Source organism: Robertmurraya mangrovi (genome assembly GCF_034427655.1).
Classification (GTDB): domain Bacteria; phylum Bacillota; class Bacilli; order Bacillales; family Cytobacillaceae; genus Robertmurraya_A; species Robertmurraya_A mangrovi.
Genome location: NZ_JAXOFX010000013.1, coordinates 94,231 through 118,343 on the forward strand (window position 1 = coordinate 94,231; position 24,113 = coordinate 118,343).

Here is a 24,113-nt window from a genome sequence, read left to right on the forward strand (position 1 = left end):
CATTAAACATATTTCAAAATAGATTCCGCAATGCTTTCTACGTTCTTCACTTCATCAACCAACTGAGTAGCAATAGCAGCCTTTGGCATTCCAAATACAATTGATGTTTCACTTGATTCTGCAATTGCCTTAACAGCTCCATGTTTCTTTAATTCTACTAACCCTTTAGAACCATCTGCTCCCATACCAGTCATAATAACCGCTATCTTTGAGTAGTCTCTTAATTCACTAACAGATTCAAACATCACATCAACTGACGGTCTATGACCATTTCGTGCATCCGTTTGATCTAGTTTTATAGCAAGACTTGTACCAACATTTATTACTTTTAAGTGGTAGCCACCTGGAGCAATATAAACGGTTCCTTTTTTTATTATTTCTCCGTCTTCTGCCTCTTTCACTGATATCTCTGATAAAGAATCTAGACGATTAGCTAAACTCTTTGTAAATCCAGCAGGCATATGTTGAACCACTAATACAGCTGCTTGTAGATTTTTAGGCAGTTTAGTGATTACATGTTGTAATGCTCTTGGCCCTCCAGTTGAAGTTCCTATACAAATTAATTTTTTTTGCGTTGCATTCCAAATTGTGCTGCTGGATTGAGAAATTTTGGTGTCGAAAACTCTTGGTTCTATTTTACTATAATCCCTCACAGAAATAGTAGTACTTTTTACATTTGTATGAGATTTTAACAGTTGTTTCAGGTTTGCATGGCTAGCTGAAAGTACTTTTTGAATCAATTCTTCTTTCACTTTATGTAAATCTAAGGAGATAGCACCAGAAGGTTTAGCAATAAAGTCAGCAGCACCATATTGAACTGCCAGTATGGTATTTTCAGCACCTTCTTTAGTAGTACTTGATAGCATGACAACAGGAACAGGATGCTCTTTCATAATTCTCTTTAAAGCTTCAAGCCCGTTCATAACGGGCATTTCAATATCCATTGTCACGACATCTGGTTTGAGCTCTTTAATCTTTTTTATTGCATCCTCACCATTTCTTGCTGTTCCTATGATGTTCATTTTAGGGTGTTCGGATAAAAAATCTTGAATAAGCTTTCTCATGAAGGCTGAATCATCAACTATTAGCACTTTGATTTTTTCCATTCGTAGCACTACCTTTCAAAGAGAAATCGCTTTAATTTTGATGCAAAATTAAACACTTTAGTCGTTGGTGCATCTTTAAACTGTTGTCTTTCATAAAGATCGGTAATCTCTGATAAAGCTTTTGCAGCATTACTTTTCCCGTTATAAATAAAAGGAACTTGCTTAATAACTGCTTGCATTAAAGCGCGGTCATCTGGCAACATTCCGAGTGCCTTTGCTTCACGCCCAAGGAACTTTTGAACCACACTTTGAATTCGGTTATATATTTCTTGTCCTTCTTTTTCATTAGAAACACGATTTACCACGATATAAAATGGTAAGTTAGACTGATCATTTAAATGAATAAACTTCATCATGGAATAAGCATCTGTAATAGACGTCGGTTCAGGGGTTGTTATGACAAAAATTTCATCCACAGATAAAATAAATTTTAAAGATTCCTCACTTGCTCCTGCACCCATATCAAAAATAACGTATTCATATTCAAAAAGTAAATCTTCTAACTCTTCGAAAAATCTTTCAATTGTATGATCTTCTAATTTGATTAATTGAGATAAACCTGCTCCACCTGCAATATAATGAAGACCATCCAATCCCTCTGAAACGATATTCCTCAACGACTCTTTGCCATTGAAGTAGTCGACAATAGAATATCGTGAGGTTTTACCCATTAAGATATCAATGTTTCCCATACCAACATCCATATCGAATAACAATACTTTATGTCCTCTTTTTGTTAAGGAGATTGAAAAATTCAATGAAAAGTTAGATTTCCCCACTCCACCTTTACCGCTTACCACTGCTAATGTCTTTGTGTTTTTTTGACTGTCAATCTTTTTCATTTTTAACCTTAAAGCCTCAGCTTGATCTTTCATGTTGTTCGACTCCAAGAATCAATTTCGAAATTATTTCACTATTAGCAGACATCATGTCATCTGGAACATCTTGTCCATTTGTGATATATGCAACCCCTATTTTATATTTATCAATTAAATTAACCATTGCACCAAAGTTAGAGGTTTCATCTGCTTTGGTAAAAATAAACTTATTAATTTTTATAATAGAAAATTGCTTATAAATGTCTTCCATATCCCTTTGTTTAGACGTTAAGGCTAGTACTAACAAAGTTTCCATTTCCTCATCATAATTAATAACCTTTTTTAAATCTTCAACATATTGTTTATTTCGAAAGTTTCTACCAGCTGTATCAATTAGCACAACATCAAAATCTCTAAAAGTATCACAAGCATTTTTAAAATCTTCAAGGTTATAACAAACTTCTAGAGGAATGGATAGGATTTTCGCATAAGTCTTTAGTTGTTCAATTGCTCCGATTCGATACGTATCAGTGGTGATAAGCGCAACCTTCTTTTTATATTTCAAAGCACAATCGGCTGCTATTTTTGCTAAAGTAGTGGTTTTTCCCACTCCCGTAGGACCTACTACATTTACATACTTTTTCTCAAAAGTGATTTCGCCATAACTGTATGGGGAAAATCTGTTATTTAATTCATTTTTTGCCCATTCAATTATGACCTCATCTGTATGATTGGCACCGTCTACATACCATTTTTCTAAGAGTAAAGATAATAATTCATCTTTTATATGAGGACTAACTTCTTGGTCCGCTAGTCGTCTATTTATCTTTTGTATCGGTTCAGGATATAAAAATTGAACGGATTCTTGACCATTTGTATTCGGAATGTTTTTTACTAAATCCTTTAAATCCGCTAGTTCTTTTAATAAATCCGTTGAGGATTTATCTAGTGAAGTAGGGGAAACATTTACGTTACTCTGCTTGATTGTATCAGCAACTATTGTTGGCTCTTTAATAAAATCAATCTTAGGCTGTTTAACAGGTGGTAACTTTTGTTTCTCTTTCACTTTTGGTACAGCTTTAGGTGTTGGATCCACCGCTGCTATCACTTCAACACTTCTCTTTTTAAAGAAACCTAGAAAACCACCTGTTTGGATTACCTTTGAATTTAATATAACTGCATCGTTCCCTAGTTCTACTCGAACCAAGTTCATTGCCTCAGACATTGTGGGAGCAATATATTTTTTTACCTTCAATCAATGTTCACCACCCCAACGCTTTGTACTTCCACGTTCGCTTCTAATTCGTTATAGGAGAGAATTGGAATTTGCGGAAAATATCGTTCTGATAATTGTCTGACATACATTCGAACAGCCGGAGAGCATAAAACAATAGGTGTTTGCTCCATAAGTGATAACTGCTCTACATGTGCTGCTAATGACTCTAAAATAGATTGTGAAACGGTTGGATCGAGTGATAAATAATTGCCATGCTCCGTTTGTTGGATCCCTTCAGCAATCATTTTCTCTACCCTTCCTGACACCGTTACAACTTTTAAACTATCACCGCCAGAGCTATATTGATTAGTAATTTGTCTGGCCAGCGCTTGCCTAACGTATTCAGTTAAAACATCAGTATCCGATGTTACTTTTCCGAAATCAGCTAATGTTTCAAATATAATAGGAAGATTTCTAATAGAGACATTTTCTCGTAACAGCTTTCCTAACACCTTTTGAACTTCCCCTACAGAAAGAGGATTAGGAGTAACTTCCTCAACTAAAATCGGATAGCTTTCTTTTATATGATCTATTAATTGTTTCGTTTCTTGTCTTCCTAATAGTTCGTGTGCATTTCCTTTAATAATCTCTGTTATATGTGTAGAAACAACTGACGGAGGATCGACAACTGTATAGCCAAAGATTTCAGCTTGTTCCTTCATTTCCTCAGTTATCCATTTAGCTGGCAGACCAAATGCAGGTTCAACGGTATCGATTCCTTCAATCGAGTCGTCTTCAATACCAGGGCTCATGGCAAGATAATGGTCTAAAAGTAACTCACCTCTAGCCATTTCATTCCCTTTTATTTTTAGACGATATTCATTAGGTTGTAGCTGAATATTATCTCGTATTCGAACGACAGGAATCACTAACCCCAATTCAATCGCAAGCTGCCTTCTGATCATGACGATACGATCCAGTAAGTCTCCCCCCTGATTGGAATCAGCTAATGGAATTAAACCATATCCGAATTCAAACTCGATTGGATCGACATTTAGTAAGTTAACAACACTCTCCGGACTTTTCATTTCATCCGATTGAATTTCTTCTTCTATATCTTGTAATTGTTCTTTGTCCACACTTGGAGCCCGAGACATCATGTAACCACCGAAAATAAATAATCCTGCAATCGGACCTGTTAACAAAATACCAATTGGGGTGAATATCCCTAATAATAGGATTGTCACACCTGTTACATAAAGCATTTTAGGATAGGCAAGGAGCTGTGCAGTAATATCTTGCCCTAAATTTCCATCTGATGCAGCACGAGTAACTACAATCCCTGTTGCTGTTGAAATTAATAGTGCTGGGATTTGACTAACGATTCCATCCCCGACTGTTAACATAGAATATTTTGTAGCTGCATCTGCAATAGCTAAACCTTGCTGTGTCATTCCAATGACAATACCAAAAATTAAGTTGATGATAACAATGATGATACCCGCAATAGCGTCCCCTTTAACGAATTTACTGGCACCATCCATTGCTCCGTAAAAGTCTGCTTCTTTTGATACTTTTTCACGGCGTTCTCTAGCTTCATGTTCGGATATCATCCCTGCATTTAAATCGGCATCAATACTCATTTGTTTACCTGGCATAGCATCCAATGTAAAACGAGCCGCTACCTCAGAGACACGTTCAGAACCTTTTGTTATTACAACAAACTGAATGATAATGAGGATTAAGAATACTACTAATCCGACTACTACATTTCCGCCAACAACGAATGTTCCAAATGTTTCTACTACTCCCCCTGCTTCCCCTTTGGAAAGTATGGATCTTGTAGTTGATACGTTCAATCCTAAGCGAAATAGTGTTAATAATAATAACAAGGACGGAAAGATAGAAAATTGTAGTGGTTCATTCATATTCATGGACGTTAAGAGCACCAGTAGTGCCAAAGAAATATTGACTATAATTAACACACTCAATAACCATGATGGAAATGGAATAATAAGCATTGCAACAATTAAAATAACACTGAGCAATACAGATAGGTCTCTGGCTGACATGATTTTCTCCCCTAACTTGCCATAAAATACTTAAATCTTCCTTTTTGTCTTATATACATAAGCAAGAATTTCTGCTACTGCTTTAAAAAATTCTTCTGGTATGGCGTTTCCTATTTCTACTTGACTATAAAGAGCTCTTGCCAATGGTCTGTTTTCAACCATAATGACATCATTCTCTTTAGCTATTAATTTAATCTTTTGAGCGACAAAATCCACACCTTTAGCAACAACAAAAGGTGCATCCGATTTGTTTTCGTCATATTTGAGTACGATCGCGTAATGGGTTGGGTTCGTTATAACCACATCGGCTTTGGGAACCTCTTGCATCATTCTTCTCATTGCCATTTCCCTTTGGCGTTGCTTAATCTTTGATTTGATGAGAGGATCCCCTTCTGAGTTTTTATGTTCATCCTTTATGTCTTGTTTGGACATTCGGAGATTTTTTTCGTAGTCATATTTTTGATAAAAATAGTCTAAAGCTGATAAAAATAGTAGAGCTGCAGAAGCAATTAAACCCATTTGAACAGTAATACTCGCAATCGTTGCTAAAGAGTCCCAAATAGATTTTTGAGAAAGGATTAAAATCTCTTCTTTTCTAATCCAAAGGATTGAAAAGGCAACAACTCCAACAAAACTTATCTTTAAAATGGACTTAAAAAGCTCGACTATGGCTCGAATGGAAAAAATTCTTTTTGCCCCTTTAATGGGGTCTAATTTTTCTAATTTAGGTTGAATTGCTTCAGTTGAAAATAGAAGACCAAACTGCATATAATTAGCTGCTACACCAGCTATTAATGCAACAATCATAATGGGTCCTAATAGTAACATCAGTTCATTTAATATATCCATAAAAATAACAAACACGTTTTGCTCAGTCAGTTCCATTTTCATATAATCTTGAAAGGAATGACGAAATAAATAAAAGATAATCTCCAAAAAGTAACCACCAGCAAAAAATAAAAATAGAAAGACAGCCAATAACCCGATTGCCGTATTAACATCCTGACTTTTTGCCACTTGTCCTTTTTTACGAGAATCTTGACGCTTTTTAGGGGTTGCTTTTTCCGTTTTCTCACCGGCAAAGAATTGTAAATCTAATTTCACCCAGGTCATTGTTAAGAACCTCCAATAAGAGTCATTAGACCTCTCATAGTGGTTAACATTGTTTCAAATAATTGGGAAACAACCACCATCATGACACTCATGACAAGAATTAACACGATAAAACTCACACCAATTTTAACCGGTAGCCCTACTACAAAGACGTTTAATTGTGGTACCGTTCTGGCAACAATCCCCAATGCTACATCAACGAGAAACAAACTACCCACTACCGGGAGAGACATCTGCAAAGCAATCATAAACATGGAACTAAAGGCCTTAAGGATATACTCAATCATTGATTCTTTTCCGAAAGGGATCCACGCTTGATCCAGCGAAATAAATTGATAGCTATAATAAATTCCATCAATCATTAAATGATGTCCGTTCACAACTAGTAAAAAAAATAAAGCGATTGTATATAAATATTGACCCATTAAGGGACTTTGAGCACCCGTTTGGGGATCAATTACGTTTGCTATTGCAAATCCCATTTGAAAGTCAATAAAACCACCTGCTATTTGAATAGCTGCCAGAATTAAATACGCTATAAAACCAATCATGATACCAACTAATGCTTCTTTTATGATTAATAAAAAGTATGCACCGTTTATTTCTAGAACCGGTGCATCAATCGTATAAAACATAATCCAAGCTAGAAAGAAACCAAACCCAATTTTATGAGTAGTAGGAATAGATTTATATGAAAAAAGAGGCATCATTAAAAAGAATGATGTTACTCTTACAAAAACCAATAAAAACGTAGGAAACTCTGAAAGTAAATCTAGCATATGCTTAGCCTACATACCTAGTTAAATTAGAAAATATTTCGGAAGCATATGAGAGCATATGGTTTAACATCCATGGTCCAAATACGACTATCCCAAGTAAAACCGCTACAATCTTAGGAACAAAAGCAAGTGTTTGTTCTTGAATCTGAGTTGTAGCCTGAAAAATACTAACAATTAAACCGACAACCAGTGCTAGTATCAGCAAAGGACCACATATTATAATTACTGTCCATATCCCTTGTTCTGCTATTGCAATTACACCGTCTCGAGTCATTATCATTCACCTGCTTTAAAAACTATCTAGTAGAGACTTTACAACTAAATACCAACCATCTACTAAGACGAAGAGTAAAATTTTAAATGGCAATGAAATCATTACTGGTGGTAACATCATCATCCCCATTGACATAAGGATACTCGCTACAACCATATCAATAACTAGAAATGGAATGAATATCATAAATCCAATTTGAAAAGCTGTTTTAATTTCACTAATGGCAAACGCTGGAACAAGAGCCGTTAAAGGAATATCCTCAATAGATTTTGGTCGTTCTGCTTTTGAATATTCTAGAAACAAGGCTAAGTCCTTCTGTCTCGTATGTGCACTCATAAATTGCTTAAAAGGTATAACTGCACGTTCATAGGCTTCTTCAAGGTTAATCTCTTCATTAAACAATGGTGTTAACGCTTGTTCATTTACTTGTTGGAATGTTGGAGCCATGATAAAAAAGCTTAAAAATAAGGCTAATCCTAGAATTACTTGATTAGGAGGCATCTGCTGTGTAGCAAGCGCCGTTCTGACAAAAGAAAGAACAATCACGATTCTTGTAAAGCAAGTCATTAATACGAGAATACTAGGAGCGATGGAAAGGACGGTGAAGAGTAATAGTAATTTAACAGATGTGGCAACATTCGTTGGAGAACTATTGTTAAAAAACTCCATAAATTCATTCATCGTTCGTCTGACCCTTTCTTCTCCATCTCATCAAATAACTTTTTTCTACCTTTTGAAATCTCTTCTAGTTGTCCTTTTAACATAGATGTAAATGAGTTATTTTCTGTTTGTTTTTTTTCTAGATTCATATTCTTTGTTCTTTGGATGACCTTTGTCACAATATCGCTTGGTTGTACAAGCTGCTCTATTTTGCTGTTATAGTCGGAGATGATTTGACTCGTTTCTTCTTCATCATCAATTTCTTTTAACAGCTGGATATTCTCACCTACACCCAACACAAGTACACGTTTACCTACTTTTACAATCTGTACGGAGCGATTAGCACCTAAAGTCGTTCCTCCTAGGTTTTCAACTAATTGAGAACTCTTAAATGAACGGCTTTTTTTGTTAATAAATTTTAAAATGAAATAAAGAAGAGCAATTACAAAAAAAGTAGCGAAAATCATTTTAAAGAAATCCCAAGCATTTAACCCCACACTATTGCTAGTTTCACTTTTTACTTGTTTCTCATCTGTTTGAGGAGATAATTTTGTATCTCCACATTTTTCAGGTTGTTCATAACAATCTTTCACACTGTTTAATTGCTCTGCAGAGGCTCCTGATATGGAGCCTATCAGAGCAATCGTAGCAAGAAGCAACACCTTTATCATTAGCTGTAATCTTTGCAACGGGCTGCACCTCAAATACTGTTTATTAGCCTAAAGTTTTTGAAATAGCTTCAATTACGCGATCCGCTTGGAACGGCTTAACAATGAAGTCCTTAGCTCCTGCTTGGATAGCATCAATAACCATTGCTTGTTGACCCATTGCAGAACACATGATGATTTTTGCAGCTGGGTTAATTTTTTTGATTTCCTTCAAAGCTGTAATTCCATCCATTTCTGGCATCGTAATATCCATTGTAACTAAGTCAGGTTGAGTTTCTTTATATTTTTCAACAGCTTGTACGCCATCTGCTGCTTCACCTACAACATCGAATCCATTCTTTGTAAGAATGTCCTTAATCATCATTCGCATAAATGCTGCATCATCTACGATTAAAATTTTCTGTCCCATTACTTATTACCCCCAAATGTGTTATCTAAGTTTTTTAATACGATCCGTTTGACTAATAATGTCTGTGACACGAACACCAAAGTTCTCATCAATGACAACCACTTCACCCTTAGCAATTAATCGGTTATTGACTAAGATGTCAACAGGTTCACCAGCGAGCTTATCGAGTTCTATAATTGATCCCGCTGATAACTCTAAGATTTCCTTAACAGAACGTTTTGTTCTCCCAAGCTCAACAGTCACTTGTAAAGGAATATCAAGTAACATATTTAGGTTCTTAGACTCCGATTCCTGAAGTTGATGTTGCTCAAAACTTGAGAACACTGCAGGTTGAACATTCGGCTGTGCAACTCCTGGATATGGCGACCCAAAATGTTGTGGTGCCATTTGATACCCCGTGCCTTGAGGCGGCATTTGGTATCCTTGATTTTGCATTGGATAGCCTTGAGGTGGTTGTTGTTGCCAGTTTCCTTGATTCATAGGTTGGTTGTCGAATGATGGGTACACAGGTTGTCCCATATTTGGTTGTTGATAGTCAGTAGGATTTGGTTGCGGAGTAAACTCCGGTACATTACTACCTATATCATTCGGAGTAACTGGCTCCGTTTCCTTCTTTTGACCCATGTCATTTTGACTAGAACTTCCTGGATTTAATAATTCGTTTACTAAACTTTTAGCGAAATTTAAAGGTAGAAGCTGCATAATATTAGAATCAATTAACTCTCCAACCTTTAAGCGGAAGGATACTTTAACTAGCATATCCTCTCCAGGAATTCTTTCTGTACCTTCTCCTTGTTGAACATCTAATAAATCAATGGACGGGGGTGAAATGTCTACTTTTTTACTAAAGATTGTCGACATGGAAGTTGCCGAAGAACCCATCATTTGATTCATGGCTTCCTGTACGGCACTTAGCTGAATCTCACCCATTAAATCTGCTGGATTTAGACCGTCCCCACCTAACATTAAATCAGCAATGATAGCTGCGTCTGTCTGTTTTATCACTAAAAGATTGGTACCAGAAAATCCTTCTGTATAGCTAACTTGTATAGCAACATAGGGCTGTGGAAATTCATCCCCTAGTTTATCCTTAGGCAAAACACTAACAGTCGGTGTTGTAATATCAACCTTTTGATTTAATAATGTAGAAAGCGCGGTTGCAGAGCTACCAAAAGAAATATTACCTATCTCTCCCAAAGCATCCTGCTCCATTGACGATAAATAATCTTCTACATTTATTTCTTCTACTTGGCTATCAAAGTCATCGTCATCTGTTCCTCTTAATAGAGCATCTATTTCATCTTGAGAAAGCATGTCATCACTCACCATCGTCGTCGCCTCCCTTCAACGTATCCAAAACTTGTATGGCAATTTTCTTGTTTAATTTTCCTGGTTGTCCTAAGAATTTAGGGATATCGCCAATTTTCATTAATAGTGGCTGGTCGATTTGCTGGTTAAGCTCAATAACATCCCCTACATCAAGCATTAAGAAATCATTAACTGATATATCTGCAGTCCCAAGTTCAACCGAGACTGGTATGGTCGCACTTTGAATCCTCTTCTCCAGCACCGCGATTTCCTCTGGCTTCCTTTCTTTCTTATCCGTCTGCATCCAGTAATGGACAGAAAGCTTAGGTATAATTGGTTCAAGGACCACATGTGGAATACAGATATTAATCATACCTGTCGTTTCTCCAATAGTAGTGTTTAAAGAAATGACTACTACTGTCTCGTTAGGAGAGACCATCTGTAAAAACTGAGGATTTACTTCAAAGTCAGACAACATAGGATCAATGTCCGCGATGGTCGACCATGCCTCACGCAAATGTTCGAAGGAACGTTCAAATGTGTTAGACATAATCCTCGTTTCGATTTCGGTTAGATTTTCAACCTTATTAATACTAGCACCTTTACCTCCTAGCATCCGATCCATCATGGCATATGCAATGTTTGGGTTAACCTCCATTAGTATCCTTCCATCTAATGGTGGTACTTCAAAAACATTTAATACGGTCATTTTTGGGATAGACCGAATAAATTCTTCATAAGGAATTTGATCGGCAGATGCTACGGAAATTTGCACATACGTTCGTAATTGTGCTGAGAAAAAAGTAGTCAGTAATCTAGCAAAGTTTTCATGTATACGTGTTAAACTTCTAATTTGGTCCTTAGAAAAACGTAAAGCTCGTTTAAAGTCATAAGTCTTTACCTTTTTCTCGGATTGTTCTTTTTTCAGTTCATCGGCATCCATTTCACCTGTTGATAAAGCCGACAACAGAGCATCTATTTCACTTTGTGATAAAACCTCTCCAGACATGTATCCTCACCTCCTATGGTAGTGACTTCTAATTTTAGCTGTATTCTATTGGAGGAGGGCTTCTGTAATATAAACTTTCACTACTTTACCTTCTTGCATTAGAGTGGTAATTTTATTTTTCAATTCTTCTTCAAACTTCAGCTGTGCTTCTTTACCTTGTAGATCCTCTGATTTTTTCTCAGACAACTCAAGAATAATGACGTTTTTCACTTGGAAATCTCTTTTTGTTAATTCTTCTGCAGACTTCTTACTATCTGTTTGAATTTTAAAAGAAATACGAATTAGTTCATCGTCTGCTAAGTTAGTCGTAATTTGTGGTACATCTACAGATGACTTCAGCACTTCATCAATTGTAGGTTCCTTTTCCTCTCCAGTGACCTTTAACACAACCACTAGTGCAACAGCTCCAACGAGAGTTATAGCAACAAGCAATATTAACATAATCATTAACAGCTTATTCTTTTTCATCATCAATATCCTCCAACTGTGGATGTCCTAGAAGGTTAACAGATTGATAGAAGCTTTTAATAAGCTCATATACTTGGTCCTCTGTCTCCCTTACAAAATACTTTCTTCCATTTGTAAGTGTGATGGTCGTGTCAGGAAAGGATTCAATCGCTTCTATATAGATAGCATTCAACATGAAGCTTTTACCATTTAATCGAGTCACTTTAATCAATGTTCTTATCAGGGCTAAATGCTAATTTAGCCCTGTCCCTCCCTTAACCTATCGTTTTAAGTTTACTAACTCTTGTAAAATCTCATCAGATGTTGTGATGATACGAGTGTTTGCTTGGAAACCACGTTGAGCTGTTATCATTTCTGTGAATTCTTCTGATAGGTCTACGTTGGACATTTCTAGTGTACCAGATGCAATTACACCTCTACCGTCTCCGGCGGCACCAATATTAGCGGCACCAGAGTTAATAGACTCTTGAAAAGTGTTATTTCCACTTTTAAGTAATCCAGAACTATTACTGAATTTGGCTAGTGCAAGACGACCTAAAGTTAATATTTGTCCATTTGAGTATATACCACTAATATCCCCACTCATACCTACACTAAAGCTCTCAAGTTTACCTTCTGTGTTTCCGTCAGGTTTTACTAATGCAGTAGTAGAACCATTTAGTTGGGTTATACTAGAAAAATCAAACTTTATGGGTAAATCATCAGTACCAGCACCGTTACCTAACACATCCACTGTAAAGTTAGTATTTTTATCAGGAGTTTGTGTAGCTAAAGTACCGTTAGCATTAAAAGTAAGAGCAAGACTAGCAGGAGTAGGTGAAGCATCAGGGTCAGTGTTTACAAAGACATTCCACAAATTTGTAGTTGTTCCATGCTTTTTAAATGTAATATCAACTGATTGAGGGTTACCATCCTTATCAATAACTCTTATAGTTTGTTTAAAGGTAGTCCCTCCATTAGCATTTGCAGCAAGGTTCTCAGAAACCATAACTGTTTTAGTAGTTACAGGAGGTAATACAGCATTCACATTAACAGCCACATCCCCATAAGTATTTGTTAATGTCTTTCCATCTGCAGCATACTTATATGCCTGTACTTTTAGACCATCTGCTGTCACTAGAGTCCCATAATCATCTAAATAGAAGTTTCCTGCTCTTGTATAGAATTGTGCATCACCTTGCTTGACAACAAAATATCCATCCCCATCAATCCCTAAATCTAGAGGGCGGTTAGTTGTTTGTAAACTAGACCCTGTATGAATTGTATCAATAGTTGCAAGTGTTGAACCTAGTCCAACTTGCATAGCGTTTTTGCCCCCACGGTTTTCAGTAGCTGCACTAGCACCAGCAACCATCTGATTCATAGAGTCTTTAAAGGTCACACGGCCTTTTTTGAAACCAGCAGTATTTACGTTTGCAATGTTATTACCAATTACGTCTAATTTTGTTTGAAAGTTTTTCATCCCGCTAATACCCGAAAACATCGAACGTAACATTAAACATTTCTCCTTTCAGATAAGCTGCTTCTATCTATCCGCAGCTTCGGCTTCCTATATAGGTCCAGCCCTTATTCTAAAATAATTGTACCATTAATATTTGTGAAAATCTGAGATGAAGCCTCTTCCCTGTTCATTGCTGTAATCACTGTATTGTTTTTTGCACTAACAATTAAAGCAACATCTTTTAGTAAAACAAGTGATTCTTTAACACCCATTTTTTTCGCTTCGTGAATTTTCTCCTCAATTCTTTTCCAACTTTCGTTATTAATATCAATTCCTCTTTGACCTAATCTTTCTTTCGCGTGTTTGCTCACAACTAATTTGTTATTCGAGTGAATTGCGTTTTGAAAATGCATACCGAAAGATGGTTTATTTAATCTATCAGGTTTTATTGGTCGTATTTTTTGAGTATTTACAGTTTGTGATTGTACCGAATGAAAAACGGGTTTAACCAATCAATCACTCCCTTTAATTATCTGATATTTTAGTAATTTGTGAGGATATAATCTTTGAATTTGTTTCATCACCTAATTCAAATAAAGTTTTTCCATCCTTAAATGAAACAGATTTCACAATTGCGTTTTTTTCTTCTTTTTGGTCATTAAGGAATGTGACTCTCTTACCTATTAACATACTTGCCTGAAGCATATTATTATCTTTAGACAATTCGTTGATTTGAGATATATTTGCTGGTTCAAGCTTAGTACCATCTTCAAGGATTAACAACACAGTATTGTCTTTGAATTGAATGGACTTAACCTTTCCTGTTCCTTCAACGATTGTTTCTGGTTCATTAGGATTGTTTGACTCAGTTATTTTATGCCATGTTATCTCTTTCCCAACAAATTGATTATAAGAAATTAATTTACTTTGTTCTTGAACCGCTACAAACTTGTCAATTGATTTCCCCATATTTGTAATCTGCTCTAGGCTAGTGAATTGTGCCATTTGGGCAATGAATTCCTTATCCTGCATTGGATTTAAAGGATCTTGATTTTGAAGTTGGGTCATTAAGATTTTTAAGAAGTCATCTTTCCCCAAAATATCTGACCCTGTTTTTCTCTCTTTTTGAAAATTGGATAAGTATAAAGATGGATTAATTGTATTTGTCACATTCATCACCTAAATTTCTGTATTAATAAGTGCTTCCCCAAAGGAAATATTAAAGTCTTGGTCATTATTCTGTTTATCGTTATGCTTTTTTTGTTCCTCTGATTGATGTTGTTGACCTTGTCCTCCATCTCTATTTAAGAAACGCTCTTGTTGTGACATCTGGTGTGATATTTCAATTCTTTCAACTTGAATATTCTGTGATTGAAATGCCTGTCTTAACCCATTCAATTGGGATTCCATTACATCCTTTGCAGTAACAGTGGTTGTCAATATTTTAGCAACAAGCATTGATTCTCTCTGGATTAATTCAATTCTTAGTGATCCTAAATGCTCAGGATTTAATTTTATTAATAACTTTTGTGTGCCATTTAGATTAGAGAATTGGCTTTTTGCTAAAATACTCTCAAACTGCTTAATTAATTGCTCAGTTGAAATTGGTTTTCCATTTGAACTTAACATCATTTTTATTTGCTCTGCTTTAGAGAACTGCGGCAGATGTAGTACACCATTTAGTAACTCTAACTTTGATTGTTGTATATTAGAGTCTTTTATATTACCTTCATCAGAAATTTGACTATTAACACTCGAGACAAGGTCACTGAATGTTTTATGCAAAAATTCATATCTTGATAACTGTTTATGCCCCTTCTGTAATAGCTCTAACTTACTAGTTAGATCAGATAATAATTCTTTAAGTTCGGACTTCCCATCCGAAGAACTCTGATGTTTTGAAAGTAAATCGATTAGCTTAATTGCTTTAGCAATATCGGTAAAATCATTACTTAACAATTGGTTTATACTAATCGCTGGCTGTTGTATGAGCGCCCTCATCTTTTCTATTAGATTTTGAAACTCTTCTACATCATACTTGTTTTCTAGACCTAAGTAGCTACTTACAATTTCTAAAATATCCGATTGATTACCAGATAATACTTGATCCAAAAGTTTATAACCATCTTCTAATTCAAGTAGGTCTTCTACCTTTAAGAAATCCATAAGCTCAGAAATTTCTTCTTCTGTAAGCTGGAGAGTTAATGAAGAGTTTATACCACCTTCAGCAGCAGGAGACTCGCCTATTATTGAACCTAGTAGTTGAGAAAAACCATTGCCACCCTCACTAGGTAATCCTTTACTCCCAGAAGAAATCATCGTATTTATCGCACCTAAGTTACCAATGTTCAATGTTTTCACCTCCTTTAAATGGCATTTATTTATTCTTCATTTGTCAATTTTTCCGTATATTTAGCCGCTTTTGCTGCATCCATGTTTTCTAAAACGGAAGCAAGTGTATCAGCCTTTAAATTCGATAAAATCTTTAAGGCCTCTTTGTCTGTCATTTCAGCAATAATAGGAGCTGCTTTTTTAGCTGACATGGTCTCATAGGTTTTGACGATATCTTTGAAGGCTCGTTTATTTTCTTCCTGTATGGACAGTAATTCATCGATTTGGATTTGAAGCTGTTCTTTCTCCAATTTACCCCGTTCAACTTCTTTTACTTTCCCGTCTATTTCTAATTCTAGTTGTTCTATTTTCGCTTCCCGGTCTTTAATCTGGGCTTCCAAACTAATGATATTTTTTTCAAACTCCTCTACCGATTTGACCTCTTCTTCTTTAAATAAAGAAGAAACAAAAGGGAGTTTTTGACCATACTCTTTTGAGGTTTCGAACACATTTATTCCTGCTACAGTCGCAACGATTAAACCTAACGTAATAGCAAATAATAGCGGAATCAATACGACGAATAAAAACCATTGAAATTTATTGAATTTTTTTTCTGTTTGTTCTTGTTCTTCTATTACGTTTGCCATTTAATCACCTAACTTCCTCGGTTCACAAAAAGTTGAATCGAGATATCATCCATTTGTTTCCCTTCAAGGCTTTTAACTGCCTCAAGGAACTGTATCGAATCTTTTTCGCGAATTTTTTCGTATTTTTTTACCTCAATATTTTTTTCCATTAACTTTTCTTGAAAATAGCTCATCCGGTTTCTTGCATTGATTACCATTTTTTGTTGATGTTCAATTGTTTTTTCTAGGTTACCGATAAATTGCTGATGATGCCTAATTTCTTGGACGGACAAACCGTTAGTTAATTTAGTTGATTGATAGAGTTCTAAGTCTTCTTTCTTTTTTAAAAGCTCATATAGTTTCTGGGCGACGTCTTCAAACTTTTTAACCGAATCATTATAAGTGCTGAATGCTTCGTCCTTTTCCCTCTCTTTTAGAGAAAGAATTTTATTGAACTTAAATGCATATCCCATAAAATTAGTCACCTTCTATTAATGAATACAAAGTTTGTCTACTTTCTTCCATAGAAACTTTTTCGTGAGTTTCTTGTTTTAAAAAGCTAATGATATTGGGAAATTGTCTGATGGCTTCATCAATTTCATATGACGATCCCTTTTTATATGCACCAATATTTATTAAATCTTCCGAGTTCATATAAACACTTAAAAGGTTCCTAAGTTTTTCAGCAGATTTTCTATGGCCTTCTGGGACGATATTATTCATGATCCGACTTATACTTTTTAACACGTTAACAGCTGGGTATTGTCCTTTGTTTGCAAGGTTACGATCTAAAACAAAGTGCCCATCTAAAATTCCTCTAACGGTGTCAGCAATCGGCTCATTCATATCATCTCCATCTACTAAAACCGTATAAAACGCCGTTATTGAACCTTGCATATTAGTACCTGTGCGTTCTAGTAATTTAGGTAACTGAGCAAAAACAGAAGGTGTATATCCTTTAGTTGTTGGAGGTTCACCAATGGCTAGTCCTACCTCACGCTGTGCCATAGCAACCCGGGTTACCGAATCCATCATTAACATGACGTCTAGACCTTTATCACGAAAATACTCTGCAATGGCAGTTGCTGTAAAAGCCCCTTTAATCCTCATTAGCGCTGGTTGATCAGATGTTGCTACTACGACAATTGAGCGAGCTAATCCTTCGGGACCAAGGTCTTTTTCAATAAACTCTCGAACCTCTCTACCACGTTCTCCAACTAGTGCGATTACATTTAAATCAGCGATAGTATTTCGAGCAATCATACCTAGAAGTGTACTTTTCCCCACACCACTTCCTGCGAAAATTCCGACCCTTTGACCTTTACCGACAGTTAATAAGCTATCTATCATCCTAACGCCAACTTCCATTGGCTCTGAAACAGGGGGACGACTCATCGGGTTTGGAGGCTGTTGGTCTGTTAAAACTGGCGATAATCCTTTAGGAAGTTGACTTCCATCGAGCGGTTGTCCCAATGAGTCAACCACACTACCTATTAGACCAGGTCCTACTTTTACTTCCAATGGTTTTAGTGTTGCTTCGACTAAGCTTCCTGGTGAAATATCACTTATCGTTGTATAGGGCATTAAGATAATATTTTCATCCTTAAACCCAACTACCTCAGCAAGGATTTTTCTTTTCTGTTTGCTACCTACATGAATATAGCAAACGTCACCAATGGAACTTTCAGGCCCTTGGGACTCAATCATTAGTCCGACTACCCGCTTAATTCTTCCAAATCTCTTATAAGTGTCGATTTGATCTATTTCGTGCATTAGGTCAATAACATTCATGTTATTCACTCTCCAATAGTTCAAACAGTTTTCTTCTGATTTCTTCTAGTTGTTGATCGACACTTGCATCAATTCTTCCATTGGCAGATTCAATAATACAACTGCTTTCAAGTAATTCATCATCTGGATAAATATACAACTCAGTTTCTTTAGGAAATATTTTCACTAAATCCTCTTTTTGTGATAAAAGAAAGCCGAAGTGAATAGGATTAACATGTAATTGCACTTCTCTATATTCTCTTGCCTCTTTTAAGGCACGCTTTACAATAGAGAGAAATTGTTCAGGTTTTCCGCTAATTTTGTCGCCAAGTATTCGTTCAGCCACTTTTAAGCCAAGACGTAAAATCTCACTCTCAGAAGATTCAATTTTATCTATATAGTCTTGCTTTGAAGCTTCAACTACTTGCTTGGCCTGCTCAATTTGTTCTTTGAATTCTTCATATCCAACTTGTTGACCTTGAGCAAATCCTTCTTCAAAACCCATTTCCTTAGCTTGATTAGTTAATATGACTTTTTCTTCATCCCAAGCCATCTTTTCCTCAGCTAACTGTTGGTAGAGCATATCCGAATGGTGCTTGGCTTCGTTGATAATAAGCTGAGCTTCACTTTTGGCTTCTTCAATAATTTGCTCTCTCTCTTCCATTCCTAATGACAGGATTGGTTGTGGCTCTGGAAGTTCTTCATTTTGTTTCAATACTTTAATAGAAATAACTTTATTTTTTTGTTGCCCGCTTGGAGGTGCCCACTGTGACTTTATCAGTCTAGACAATGATATCATCTCCTCCGCCACGTGCTACGACGATTTCACCAGATTCTTCTAATCTACGAATAATTGCCACAATTCTAGATTGTGCTTCCTCTACGTCACGAAGTCGAACTGGACCCATGAACTCCATTTCATCCTTAAAGGTTTCAACCATTCGACTTGACATATTTTTAAACACAATATCTTTAACCTCGTCACTTGAAACTTTAAGTGACAGCATAAGATCCTCATTTTCACAATCACGGATAATGCGTTGAATCGCACGATTGTCAAGGGTGACAATATCCTCGAATACAAACATTCTCTTTTTAATTTCTTCTGCTAATTCAGGATCTTGGATTTCTAATGCATCTAAAATTGTGCGTTCAGTTGCTCTATCTACACCATTTAACACTTCAACTACCGCTTCAACTCCACCAGTTTGAGTGTAATCTTGAGTAACAGTAGATGATAATTTTCTCTCAAGTATCTGTTCAACCTCGTTGATTATTTCTGGTGATGTACTATCCATGACAGCAATCCTTCTAGCAATATCAGCCTGCATCTCTTGAGGTAATTCTGATAAAATCTGCCCGGCCTGCGTCGCATCTAAATATGAGAGAATTAGAGCAATGGTTTGCGGATGTTCATTCTGAATAAAGTTTAAAATTTGAGCTGGATCAGCTTTTCTTGCAAAATCAAACGGTCTTACCTGTAAAGAAGATGTTAAGCGGTTAATGATAATAGCAGCTTGGTCTGCTCCAAGTGCCTTTTCGAGAACAGTTTTAGCATATCCAATACCACCTTGAGTGATATAGTCTTGAGCCAATGCTATGCTATGAAATTCTTCTACTATACTTTCTTTTGCACTTGAATCTACTTTTTTAACGCTTGATATTTCTAATGTTAACTTTTCAATTTCCTCTTCACTTAAATGCTTATACACAGATGCAGAAACATCTGGACCAAGCGAAATAAGAAGAATGGCGGCCTTCTGTTTCCCAGTTAACTCTTTTTGATCTTTTTTTGCCATCTTTCATACCTCCCTTAGTCTTCAGCAATCCAAGTTCTAAGAAGCTTCGCAAAATCTTCTGGTTTCTCTTTAGCCATTTTCTCTAGTTGTTTTCTACGTAATGAACTTTCTGTTTCTTGCTCTTCATTTACATCTGGTACCTCAATAGCAGCTGCTTCTTCCATCATTAATAACTCTTCTTGCTCTTTTTCTTGCTTCTTACGTGCACGTAGGAATAAGTAGATTAATAGAGCAATAATAGCTAATAACACACCGCCAACAACATATGCCCACCATGGCAAAACTGATTTTGGTTCTTGGTTGAACTCAACTTTTCCGTTGAATGGTTGGACAGAAACTACAATTTTTTCTTGAATACTTTCTTCAGTTAATTGCTCTTGTCCCACATTTTTGTCAATCGTTGTTCGAACGATCGCAGAAAGCATTTTTGTTATGTCGTCTACTCTCTCTTGTGGTAAAGAGTTCGGATCATCTGCAACTGGAGGCTCGACCATAACTTGAATACCAAGATCTCTTACTTTATATGGACTCTCTACAATTTCTTTTCTGATTTTATTAACTTCATTATTAATCGTCTCTTCAATACGTTCATAATCCCCGTTTCCAGCACTTCCTTCTAAGTAACTTGCACCTAATGAATCTGCTGGATCTTCCCCTTGTGGTACTCCTCCTGCTTGCGCACCATTTCCAGTAAAGGTTTCTGTAATCTTTTGAGCACTAATAGCAATACCCTCAAGGTTTTCTTCATCCACAGGCGATACTAAATTTTCTTCACGATTTTCTTGAGTAAAATCTATATCAGCAGTTACAGCAACAACCACTTTTTCTTGGCCCATTAAAGTCCCTAACATACTTTGAACTTGACGTTGTACATCACGCTCAATTTGCTTTTTTATTTCATGTTGAGCAGCAAAAGTGGAACCCGTATAATTTTTTTCATTATTTTTTAAATCAAAGTACTCAAAAAACTGATTAGTAATGACGATATTATCAGTAGGAAGGTTAGGAACACTCTTAGACACAAGGTGATACAATGCTTTTATTTGATTCTCTTCAAATTGGTAGCCAGGCTTCGTATTAAGAACGATAGATGCAGAAGCTGCCTCCTCTACATCGGTCACGAAAATTCCCTTTTCAGGAAGATTAATCATAACCTTAGCGTCATTAATACCATCTATCCCCTTCATTAGTTCTGCTATTTCGGTTTGCATAGCATCTAATTTTAGAACATTGAATTCATTTTCAGTCATCCCTATTCCAGCATTTTGGCTAAAGAAAGAGTAATCTATGCTCCCGGATTTTGGTAATCCCTCAGCTGCCAATTCAACTTTCAAGCTGTCTACAACTTCTTCCGGCACTGAAATAGAAGTTCCTCCTGGAGCTATTTCTGACTGGATACCCCTTGCATCTAATGCTTCTTTAATTGTTCCCGTTTCAGCAGGTGAAAGATTACTATATAGAGGAACTAAATTAGTTCTAGAAGCTAATAATGTAGCCACCGATATCATAATCAAAAAGAATACAAGTGCACCAAAAAACACAATTCTTTGTTTTTTGGTACGGCTACTCCAATATTCTTTTATGTTAGTCAAATATTTCTGAAGCGTTTCTTTCATCACAATCCCCCGGTTATTCTGTCTAGTTGTCGGCAGCTAATAACCAGCACCATTTAACAACTTCGATTTATTAAACTTGCATTCTCATTACTTCTTGGTAGGCTTCAATTACTTTATTTCTGATCTCTATAGTAGCCTGTAATGTAACACTTGCTTTCTGGCTCGCAATCATGACTTCATGCAAGTCAACATTACCACCCTTAGCTAGTTTATTCGTTAATTGGTCAGACTGAAATTGTGCATCATTAACTTTTTCAATAGAATTTTTTAATACGGACGCAAAGCTCTTTTGTGCTTCGTAAGGTGTAGAAGAAGGCATTATTTTCGTATTATTACTTTGAAAAATCTGAGATGCCGCTGGAATTGAAATCTTATTCACGTATGTGCTCCCCTTTACTTACCAATTTCAAGTGCTTTCATCAACATTCCTTTTGATGCATTTAGTACTGTAACATTGGCTTCATATGATCTTGTTGCACTTATAAGGTCTACCATTTCTCTTAATGGGTCTACATTAGGTAGCTCCACATACCCATTTTCATCTGCATCTGGATGCTCTGGATCAAATACGAGTTTAAAAGGCGTCTCATCTTCTACGACTCTCGACACTTTTACACCGTTGCCAGCCACTCCATCCTGACGATTCATGGCAACATTTAAGAAATTAGAAAAAGAACCTTCTTTTGGCTGTAGAACTACCGTCTTTCTTCTATATGGTTGCCACTCTCCATTTACTAACTTTGCTCTAGTTGAATCAACATTGGACATATTAGAAGATATGACATCCATCCTTAGTCTCTGAGCAGTAAGCGCACTTGCTGAATTATTTATACTGTGAAAGATTGTCAAGTTTACTTACCTCCTCTAATTACTGTTTGTAAAGTATTAAATTTACCACTAATTCGTTCAATTACTGCATTGTAATAGATTTGGTTTGTTGCTAAATCTGACATCTCTTTATCTAAATCTACATTATTTCCATTATGGTTATAAGCAGTATCTTTCCTAATCGTTATCCCAGGACGTCTTTGACTGATACCCTTAAAATCATAATGTCTTTGGTCAGTCTTGTTCGCTGCAATTGTAGTATTTAATGCAGATTCAAAAGCCGTCTTAAAGGACACATCTTTTGCTTTATAGTTAGGTGTATCCACATTTGATATATTTTGTGAGATGACCTTTTGTTTTGTAGAGGAATAGTTCAACGCACTCTCTAACGTTGAAATGGTATTTGAAAATAACTTCAAAAAAATCACCTCAGTTAATTAATAAATCCATAGTGAAAATGTTACTTTTTGTTGATTTTTGTAATTTCCCGTTAGAATTTGTAATCTTAATCCTTATTGTAATGAATATGCAATAATCTGTCTATGTAATTTAAGTTAAAAACATTGGTAGTTAAGTCCTATTTTAGAATTTCTGGTCAGACCATTACTTTTTACCTATAAAAAGTTAGAGTTATATCTGCATATTGCGTTCATAATTTTTATATCAAGCATATACGCACCTAGGTATAAGGTACCAAATAAAGTAAAATGGTTGAACTACCTAAAATAATATACGTGATTCTTACTAATTTGTAAATCCATTTTTTATCCAAATGTCGAAAATTGTTCACATCACTCTGTTACATAGTTGTAACAATTGTTATACTATTTTATACTGATCTAAAATGCCGATGAACAATCCTTTAAATATTATATTTGGAAAGGATTTTTAATACTGTGTTTCAACTCACATATATAATTAAAAATCCCACTAGCTTAAAAACTAGTGGGATTCCTTGTATTTTTTAGTTTGACTTTAGTTTCTCTAATTCAAATAAGAATTTATCGTTTAGTACTTTAATGTATGTTCCTTTCATTCCTAATGAACGAGATTCAATTACACCAGCACTTTCAAGTTTACGTAGTGCATTAACGATAACAGATCTTGTGATACCCACACGGTCAGCAATCTTAGAAGCAACTAATAATCCTTCATTGCCACTTAACTCTTCGAAAATGTGTTCGATTGCTTCTAGCTCACTGTATGAAAGTGAACTAATGGCCATTTGAACAACAGCTTTACTACGTGCTTCCTCTTCAATTTCTTCAGCTTTTTCACGAAGAATTTCCATACCTACTACAGTAGCACCATACTCTCCTAAAATTAAATCATCATCATGGAACTGCTCTTGTAATCTCGCTAAGATTAATGTCCCTAAACGTTCTCCACCACCGATAATGGGAACAATCGTTGTTAAACCGCTTTTAAACAAGTCTTTGTTCTCTACAGGGAAAGCAGTATATTCACTTTCAACATCTAAGTTTGGTGAAGTTTCTTTAATATTAAATAAGTTATTTGTGTACTCTTCAGGGAACTGGCGGTCTTCTAACATTTTTTTCATACGCTCGTTCTCGATTTGTTGGTTAATAGCAAAGCCTAATAACTTTCCTCGACGACTTACGATAAAAATGTTAGCTTCAATAACTCCACTTAACGTTTCTGACATTTCTTTAAAGTTAACTGGTTTTCCTGCAGCTTTTTGTAAAAGTGCATTAATCCTTCTAGTTTTTGATAATAAATCCATTGTTCTTCCTCCTATTTTGCTATAACCCTTACTGTGATTAATAGTGTTTTTTCTATTT

Annotated in this window: 28 protein-coding genes; all 28 read right to left on the minus strand. The window is 35.8% G+C overall.

What is annotated here, in order from left to right; all coding sequences use genetic code 11:
- Positions 1-2: 2 nt before the first annotated feature.
- Positions 3-1,106 carry a protein-glutamate methylesterase/protein-glutamine glutaminase gene (locus tag SM124_RS17210; protein ID WP_322447755.1) on the minus strand — a complete coding sequence of 368 codons (1,104 nt, stop codon included), beginning with the start codon at positions 1,104-1,106 and terminating at the stop codon, positions 3-5.
- Between the two features lie 8 nt (positions 1,107-1,114).
- Positions 1,115-1,981 (minus strand): MinD/ParA family protein, encoded by an 867-nt coding sequence (locus tag SM124_RS17215; protein WP_322447756.1) that lies wholly within the window; start codon positions 1,979-1,981, stop codon positions 1,115-1,117.
- Positions 1,965-3,179 carry a flagellar biosynthesis GTPase FlhF gene (gene flhF / locus SM124_RS17220; protein ID WP_322447757.1) on the minus strand — a complete coding sequence of 405 codons (1,215 nt, stop codon included), beginning with the start codon at positions 3,177-3,179 and terminating at the stop codon, positions 1,965-1,967. Before flhF ends, SM124_RS17215 begins: the two co-directional genes overlap by 17 nt.
- The gene (gene flhA / locus SM124_RS17225) at positions 3,176-5,212 is read right to left on the minus strand and encodes a flagellar biosynthesis protein FlhA (RefSeq protein WP_322447758.1); all 2,037 of its coding nucleotides are present in this window, start codon (positions 5,210-5,212) and stop codon (positions 3,176-3,178) included. Before flhA ends, flhF begins: the two co-directional genes overlap by 4 nt.
- Positions 5,213-5,242: 30 nt before the next feature.
- Positions 5,243-6,325, minus strand: coding sequence for a flagellar biosynthesis protein FlhB (flhB, locus tag SM124_RS17230; RefSeq protein WP_322447759.1), 1,083 nt, complete (start codon positions 6,323-6,325; stop codon positions 5,243-5,245).
- Positions 6,326-6,327: 2 nt separating this feature from the next.
- Positions 6,328-7,104: a flagellar biosynthetic protein FliR gene (gene fliR / locus SM124_RS17235; RefSeq protein WP_322447760.1), complete on the minus strand. Its 777-nt coding sequence runs from the start codon at positions 7,102-7,104 to the stop codon at positions 6,328-6,330.
- Between the two features lie 4 nt (positions 7,105-7,108).
- Positions 7,109-7,378, minus strand: coding sequence for a flagellar biosynthesis protein FliQ (fliQ, locus tag SM124_RS17240; protein ID WP_322447761.1), 270 nt, complete (start codon positions 7,376-7,378; stop codon positions 7,109-7,111).
- A gap of 15 nt (positions 7,379-7,393) precedes the next feature.
- Positions 7,394-8,059, minus strand: coding sequence for a flagellar type III secretion system pore protein FliP (gene fliP, locus SM124_RS17245; RefSeq protein ID WP_322447762.1), 666 nt, complete (start codon positions 8,057-8,059; stop codon positions 7,394-7,396).
- Positions 8,056-8,727, minus strand: a complete 672-nt coding sequence (locus SM124_RS17250; protein WP_322447763.1) for a flagellar biosynthetic protein FliO — start codon at positions 8,725-8,727, stop codon at positions 8,056-8,058. The genes fliP and SM124_RS17250 overlap by 4 nt, the downstream gene beginning before the upstream one ends.
- Positions 8,728-8,752: 25 nt before the next feature.
- Entirely contained in the window at positions 8,753-9,115 is a 363-nt protein-coding gene (locus tag SM124_RS17255; protein ID WP_322447764.1) for a response regulator, read from the minus strand.
- 21 nt (positions 9,116-9,136) lie between these two features.
- Positions 9,137-10,444, minus strand: a complete 1,308-nt coding sequence (gene fliY, locus SM124_RS17260) for a flagellar motor switch phosphatase FliY (protein ID WP_322447765.1) — start codon at positions 10,442-10,444, stop codon at positions 9,137-9,139.
- Positions 10,434-11,432 (minus strand): flagellar motor switch protein FliM, encoded by a 999-nt coding sequence (gene fliM / locus SM124_RS17265; RefSeq protein ID WP_322447766.1) that lies wholly within the window; start codon positions 11,430-11,432, stop codon positions 10,434-10,436. The genes fliY and fliM overlap by 11 nt, the downstream gene beginning before the upstream one ends.
- 45 nt (positions 11,433-11,477) lie before the next feature.
- A complete protein-coding gene (gene fliL, locus SM124_RS17270; protein WP_322447787.1) occupies positions 11,478-11,900 on the minus strand; it encodes a flagellar basal body-associated protein FliL in 423 nt (140 codons plus the stop codon).
- Positions 11,887-12,111 carry a flagellar FlbD family protein gene (locus SM124_RS17275; RefSeq protein WP_322447767.1) on the minus strand — a complete coding sequence of 75 codons (225 nt, stop codon included), beginning with the start codon at positions 12,109-12,111 and terminating at the stop codon, positions 11,887-11,889. Before SM124_RS17275 ends, fliL begins: the two co-directional genes overlap by 14 nt.
- Positions 12,112-12,159: 48 nt before the next feature.
- Positions 12,160-13,395 (minus strand): flagellar hook protein FlgE, encoded by a 1,236-nt coding sequence (locus SM124_RS17280; protein WP_322447768.1) that lies wholly within the window; start codon positions 13,393-13,395, stop codon positions 12,160-12,162.
- A gap of 71 nt (positions 13,396-13,466) precedes the next feature.
- Positions 13,467-13,853, minus strand: coding sequence for a TIGR02530 family flagellar biosynthesis protein (locus SM124_RS17285; protein WP_322447769.1), 387 nt, complete (start codon positions 13,851-13,853; stop codon positions 13,467-13,469).
- A gap of 13 nt (positions 13,854-13,866) precedes the next feature.
- The gene (flgD, locus tag SM124_RS17290) at positions 13,867-14,511 is read right to left on the minus strand and encodes a flagellar hook assembly protein FlgD (RefSeq protein ID WP_322447770.1); all 645 of its coding nucleotides are present in this window, start codon (positions 14,509-14,511) and stop codon (positions 13,867-13,869) included.
- A gap of 9 nt (positions 14,512-14,520) precedes the next feature.
- Complete coding sequence (locus tag SM124_RS17295) at positions 14,521-15,693, minus strand: flagellar hook-length control protein FliK (protein ID WP_322447771.1); 1,173 nt, start codon at positions 15,691-15,693, stop codon at positions 14,521-14,523.
- A 29-nt stretch (positions 15,694-15,722) separates the two neighbouring features.
- On the minus strand, positions 15,723-16,319 hold the full coding sequence (locus SM124_RS17300; protein WP_322447772.1) for a MotE family protein: 597 nt from the start codon (positions 16,317-16,319) through the stop codon (positions 15,723-15,725).
- Positions 16,320-16,327: 8 nt separating this feature from the next.
- Complete coding sequence (fliJ, locus tag SM124_RS17305; protein ID WP_322447773.1) at positions 16,328-16,771, minus strand: flagellar export protein FliJ; 444 nt, start codon at positions 16,769-16,771, stop codon at positions 16,328-16,330.
- 4 nt (positions 16,772-16,775) lie between these two features.
- The gene (gene fliI, locus SM124_RS17310) at positions 16,776-18,089 is read right to left on the minus strand and encodes a flagellar protein export ATPase FliI (protein ID WP_322447774.1); all 1,314 of its coding nucleotides are present in this window, start codon (positions 18,087-18,089) and stop codon (positions 16,776-16,778) included.
- A 1-nt stretch (position 18,090) separates the two neighbouring features.
- Entirely contained in the window at positions 18,091-18,867 is a 777-nt protein-coding gene (fliH, locus tag SM124_RS17315) for a flagellar assembly protein FliH (RefSeq protein ID WP_322447775.1), read from the minus strand.
- The gene (fliG, locus tag SM124_RS17320; protein ID WP_322447776.1) at positions 18,851-19,867 is read right to left on the minus strand and encodes a flagellar motor switch protein FliG; all 1,017 of its coding nucleotides are present in this window, start codon (positions 19,865-19,867) and stop codon (positions 18,851-18,853) included. The genes fliH and fliG overlap by 17 nt, the downstream gene beginning before the upstream one ends.
- Before the next feature lie 14 nt (positions 19,868-19,881).
- Positions 19,882-21,483: a flagellar basal-body MS-ring/collar protein FliF gene (gene fliF / locus SM124_RS17325; protein WP_322447777.1), complete on the minus strand. Its 1,602-nt coding sequence runs from the start codon at positions 21,481-21,483 to the stop codon at positions 19,882-19,884.
- Positions 21,484-21,553: 70 nt separating this feature from the next.
- Complete coding sequence (gene fliE / locus SM124_RS17330) at positions 21,554-21,802, minus strand: flagellar hook-basal body complex protein FliE (protein ID WP_322447788.1); 249 nt, start codon at positions 21,800-21,802, stop codon at positions 21,554-21,556.
- A 74-nt stretch (positions 21,803-21,876) separates the two neighbouring features.
- Positions 21,877-22,326, minus strand: a complete 450-nt coding sequence (flgC, locus tag SM124_RS17335; RefSeq protein WP_322447789.1) for a flagellar basal body rod protein FlgC — start codon at positions 22,324-22,326, stop codon at positions 21,877-21,879.
- Between the two features lie 8 nt (positions 22,327-22,334).
- Positions 22,335-22,730, minus strand: a complete 396-nt coding sequence (flgB, locus tag SM124_RS17340) for a flagellar basal body rod protein FlgB (RefSeq protein WP_322447778.1) — start codon at positions 22,728-22,730, stop codon at positions 22,335-22,337.
- A 545-nt stretch (positions 22,731-23,275) separates the two neighbouring features.
- Complete coding sequence (gene codY / locus SM124_RS17345) at positions 23,276-24,055, minus strand: GTP-sensing pleiotropic transcriptional regulator CodY (RefSeq protein ID WP_322447779.1); 780 nt, start codon at positions 24,053-24,055, stop codon at positions 23,276-23,278.
- Positions 24,056-24,113: the final 58 nt, after the last annotated feature.